This window comes from Bathymodiolus azoricus thioautotrophic gill symbiont (genome assembly GCF_001298715.1).
Classification (GTDB): Bacteria; Pseudomonadota; Gammaproteobacteria; order PS1; family Pseudothioglobaceae; genus Thiodubiliella.
In genome coordinates this window covers 1-4,266 of the sequence record NZ_CDSC02000044.1, presented here as the reverse complement: position 1 = coordinate 4,266, position 4,266 = coordinate 1, and the positions used below count along the sequence as shown (strand labels likewise).

At 37.7% G+C, this 4,266-nt stretch carries 5 protein-coding genes; all 5 read left to right on the top strand.

Going from position 1 to position 4,266, the window contains the following annotated elements; all coding sequences use genetic code 11:
- Positions 1 to 447: 447 nt before the first annotated feature.
- The 5 genes from BAZSYMA_RS00850 (at position 448) to moaE (ending at position 3,988) form a co-directional block, all read left to right on the top strand.
- Positions 448 to 795, top strand: coding sequence for a P-II family nitrogen regulator (locus tag BAZSYMA_RS00850; RefSeq protein WP_090714596.1), 348 nt, complete (start codon positions 448 to 450; stop codon positions 793 to 795).
- Positions 796 to 804: 9 nt separating this feature from the next.
- Positions 805 to 2,019 (top strand): ammonium transporter family protein, encoded by a 1,215-nt coding sequence (locus BAZSYMA_RS00845; protein ID WP_090714594.1) that lies wholly within the window; start codon positions 805 to 807, stop codon positions 2,017 to 2,019.
- Positions 2,020 to 2,083: 64 nt separating this feature from the next.
- Entirely contained in the window at positions 2,084 to 2,773 is a 690-nt protein-coding gene (locus BAZSYMA_RS00840; RefSeq protein WP_090714592.1) for a TorF family putative porin, read from the top strand.
- A gap of 106 nt (positions 2,774 to 2,879) precedes the next feature.
- Positions 2,880 to 3,464 (top strand): ANTAR domain-containing response regulator, encoded by a 585-nt coding sequence (locus tag BAZSYMA_RS00835; protein ID WP_090714589.1) that lies wholly within the window; start codon positions 2,880 to 2,882, stop codon positions 3,462 to 3,464.
- 53 nt (positions 3,465 to 3,517) lie between these two features.
- Entirely contained in the window at positions 3,518 to 3,988 is a 471-nt protein-coding gene (gene moaE / locus BAZSYMA_RS00830; protein ID WP_090714587.1) for a molybdopterin synthase catalytic subunit MoaE, read from the top strand.
- The last annotated feature ends 278 nt before the right edge of the window (positions 3,989 to 4,266 follow it).

Sequence of the window (4,266 nt, the reverse complement as noted above, 5' to 3'; positions counted from 1 at the left end):
AAACAGCTGGGAAAATAAGGTTTTTTTGACTTTATGAAAAAATACAGGTAGTTTTGAAAATATTTTTGAAAAAATCTAAAAATTGAAATTAAGGTGGAGAATTATGAGTTATGCAAAAGTCTCAAATAATATAATTGATTGCTAAAGGCGTTTGAATTGTATGAGTAGTAGAGAAATATTTTTGAAAAAACCTTGTGTAGTAGAATTTTTTAGTATATAATCTACAGCAGTTGATTCCAAAGGTGGAATTTGACACAGAACATCGGCGTTTATTTGGACTTTTTTATAATTAAGGAGTTTAAGTAAGTGTTTTTTTTCGCCAGTTTCAAGGTAGAACTGGAAAAAAGGTATAGAAGCCAGTAGTTGAATTTGCATAGTTTTATGCGGATGTGACTGCTGGCTTTTTTTGTTTATAAGATTATAAAAGTGTTGAACGGAGAAACTTAAATGAAAATGGTCACAGCAATTATCAAGCCCTTTAAGCTTGATGAAGTTAGAGAAGCTCTACATGAAATAGGTATTTCAGGGATTACAGCCACAGAGGTTAAAGGTTTTGGGCGTCAAAAAGGACACACAGAACTTTATCGTGGTGCTGAATATACGGTAGATTTTTTGCCAAAAGTTAAGTTAGAGATTGCGATTGGTGCAGACCAGGTTGACAGTGTGATTGGAGTCATAAGTACAGCAGCGAAATCTGATGGTGAAGGAAAAATTGGTGATGGTAAGATTTTTGTTAATAATCTGGAAAAAGTTGTTCGTGTTAGAACGGGTGAAACCGATACAGATGCACTTTAGGAGGCAATAATGGAAAATACAATTTTAGAAATGCAATTTGCCATTGATACTTTTTACTTTTTAGTGATGGGTGCATTAGTAATGTGGATGGCAGCAGGCTTCTCAATGTTAGAAGCAGGGATGGTTAGAGCTAAGAATACCACTGAAATCTTAACTAAGAATATCGGTTTGTTTGCGATTGCTTGCACGACTTATATGGTCTATGGCTATGATTTAATGTACGGTGGTGGCGTTATGTTAGACGGTATTAGTGGACAAGGTGATACATACTCAAATGCAGCAGATTTTTTCTTTCAAGTTGTATTTGTCGCAACAGCGATGTCAATTGTTTCTGGTGCAGTAGCTGAGCGAATGAAATTGTTTTCATTCTTTGCCTTTGCATTGGTGTTTACTGCCGTTATTTACCCATTAGAGGGCGCTTGGACTTGGGGTGGCGAGGCGGTATTTGGATTATTTAAATTGGCTGATTACGGCTTTGCGGACTTCGCAGGCTCAGGCATTGTGCATATGGCTGGCGCAGCAGCGGCTTTAGCAGGCGTGCTAGTCTTAGGCGCTCGTCGTGGAAAATACAATAAAGATGGTTCATCAAATGCAATCATGGGTGCAAATATGCCACTTGCTACACTGGGTACATTTATTTTATGGATGGGCTGGTTTGGTTTTAATGGTGGTTCAGTATTAGCTTTGGCAAGCAAAGAAAGTGCCAATGCTGTTGCGATGGTGTTTTTAAATACTAACGCAGCTGCAGCTGGCGGCGTGATTACTGCACTTTTGTTAGTGAAACTACTATGGGGTAAGGCTGACCTAACGATGGCACTTAATGGTGCATTAGCAGGTTTGGTTGCTATTACTGCAGGACCTGACACACCAAGTGCTTTGGGTGCAGCTTTAATTGGTGGTGTTGGTGGTATTTTGGTGGTATTCTCAATTTCAATTTTAGACAAAGTATTTAAGATTGATGACCCAGTCGGTGCGATTTCTGTGCACGGTGTTGTTGGAATATGGGGTTTATTAGCAGTGCCATTAACCAATACAGATGCGTCTTTCACAGGGCAGTTACTCGGTGCTTTAACAATCTTTGTTTGGGTATTCGGTGCATCACTGGCACTTTGGTTGGTGATTAAAGCTGTGATGGGTGTTCGAGTTTCAGAGCAAGAAGAAGCCGAAGGCGTGGATGTTTCAGAGTGTGGATTGCACGCTTATCCAGAGTTTACGATTAAATAATAAAACCAGTCAAAAGCATTTTGTTTTTGGCATTATTAAAAATATATAAATTAAGGAAATAAAAATGAAAAACAATACAAAAAAACTATTATTGGCATTATGTCTAAGTTCAACTTTTAGCTCAGTGTCATTTGCTACTGAAGAAGAAAAACAATCAGCAGTTAGTGCTAATATAACTATTGCCAATGATTATGTGTGGCGTGGTAAGACTCAATCTGATGATAAGAAAACCATCCAAGGTGGGCTTGATTGGGATGCGGGCAACGGCTTTGCATTAGGGATTTGGGGTTCTAATATTGCAGATGGATCTGAGTTTGATTATTATGGATCTTATTCAGGTGAGGTAGGGGATATTGGTTATGAAGTTGGTTACATCACCTATCGTTATTCAAAAGATGCTACTGGCAATCGTTTAAACTTTGATGAAGCCTATGTTGGTGCGTCTTATGGTGATTTTGGTTTAACTTATTATAAAGGTAGTGGTAAGAAAACTCTTGAAGTAGGTGATTATATTGAAGTCAGTTACGGTACTAGTATTAATGATATAGATATATCGTTAACTGCTGGTAAATATTCTGAAGCAGTGAAAGGCGATAGTAGTGATTATAAGGTGTATGGGGTTAGCCTTGGTAAATCCTATGATGGCTTAGACTATGCCTTGGGTTTTGCCAAGGTTAAGGATAGTGATAACTCTGCTGCTTATAATACGCTTAATGAAAAAAACACAATGTTTAGTATTAGTAAATCTTTCTAGCGACCCCTTAAAATTCGTATGAATTTTAGCCCCCATCTTGGGGGTTTTTTTATGAGTGAGACAAAAACACAATAGATGATTCTAAGTCCTATATAATTGTTCGTTTATGAATACAGCACTTAAAATTATTCTTGTTGATGAGAACACGGGTCGTTCGGCAATGTTGCGTCGTGCTTTGCAAGACAAAGGGCATGAGGTGATTTGCCGTATGGACAGTAGTGCCAATTTGCAAAATAGCAACGAAATGACCCATGCAGATGTGGTGATTGTGAATGCTGATATCCCTGATGAGGAAGTATTTGCAAATTTAACCGATGTGAATAAAACTAAGCCAAAGCCGATTGTGATGTTTGCTGAAGAATCAAATTCTGAGATGGCAAGTTCTGCTATTAAATCAGGTGTGAATGCTTATATTGTTGATGGGCTTGAAGAGAATCGCGTGCAGCCAATTATTGATGTGGCAATGGCTCGATTTAGAGAATTTCAGGCGCTCAAGGATGAGTTAGATGCAACACGCAATCAACTTTCAGAGCGTAAAGTAGTTGAAAAAGCCAAGGGTTTGTTGATGCGGCGTAAGGATATTAGCGAAGATGAGGCTTATCAATCCTTGCGTAAGATGGCAATGGATAAAAATAAGCGTATTGTTGATGTCGCCGAAAGCGTCATTAATGCCTTCGAGTTGTTAGATTAACTTAACTGTAAAAAACCAAATAATAGCAGCTATATGGCAATATAATAAAGGCCATGAACAAAATTGTTGTCCAAGAAAAAGACTTTGATCTATCAACTGAAGTTGCTTTAGCTCAAGCTAACGATGGTAATATCGGTGCAGTGGTATCTTTTGTTGGTCTAGTGCGTGATTTGAATGATACGCCAATTCAAAAAATGACGCTTGAGCATTATCCTGGGATGACTGAAAAAGCCTTGCAATCTATTGTTGATAAAGCTAGAAACCAATGGTCTATAGGCAATATAACTATTATTCACCGAGTAGGAGATTTAGCTGTTAATGACCAAATTGTATTGGTTGTTACCACCAGTAAACACCGTAAAAATGCCTTTGATGCCTGTGAATTTATTATGGATTATCTAAAAACACAAGCGCCTTTTTGGAAAAAAGAAGTTAGTAAAGAGGGCGGTAAGTGGGTCGAGGCTAAGGATAGCGACCAAGATAGAATTAAACAGCATCAAAATCCTCAGGAAAATTCAGATTGATAAATGGTTTTGTGTAATCTGAGAAGTTAAGTTCTTGTGTCTAATTGTTTTGAGCTTACGATAACCTTGCGCTAAAAAATTACTTAGATTGTTGGAGTTTTATAATGAGACCTTTGCATAAATAGGGATGATTAGCAAAATCCAATTTTTGCCCAATTGGTGATTTCTTTAAACCTTGTCCTAGCAGGGCTAAGGCTGGGTTTAAAAAATCGCCAAGTGGGTGAAAAGTGGGTTTCTGATGATTGTTCCTATTTATGCAAAGGTCTCATAATATTAGT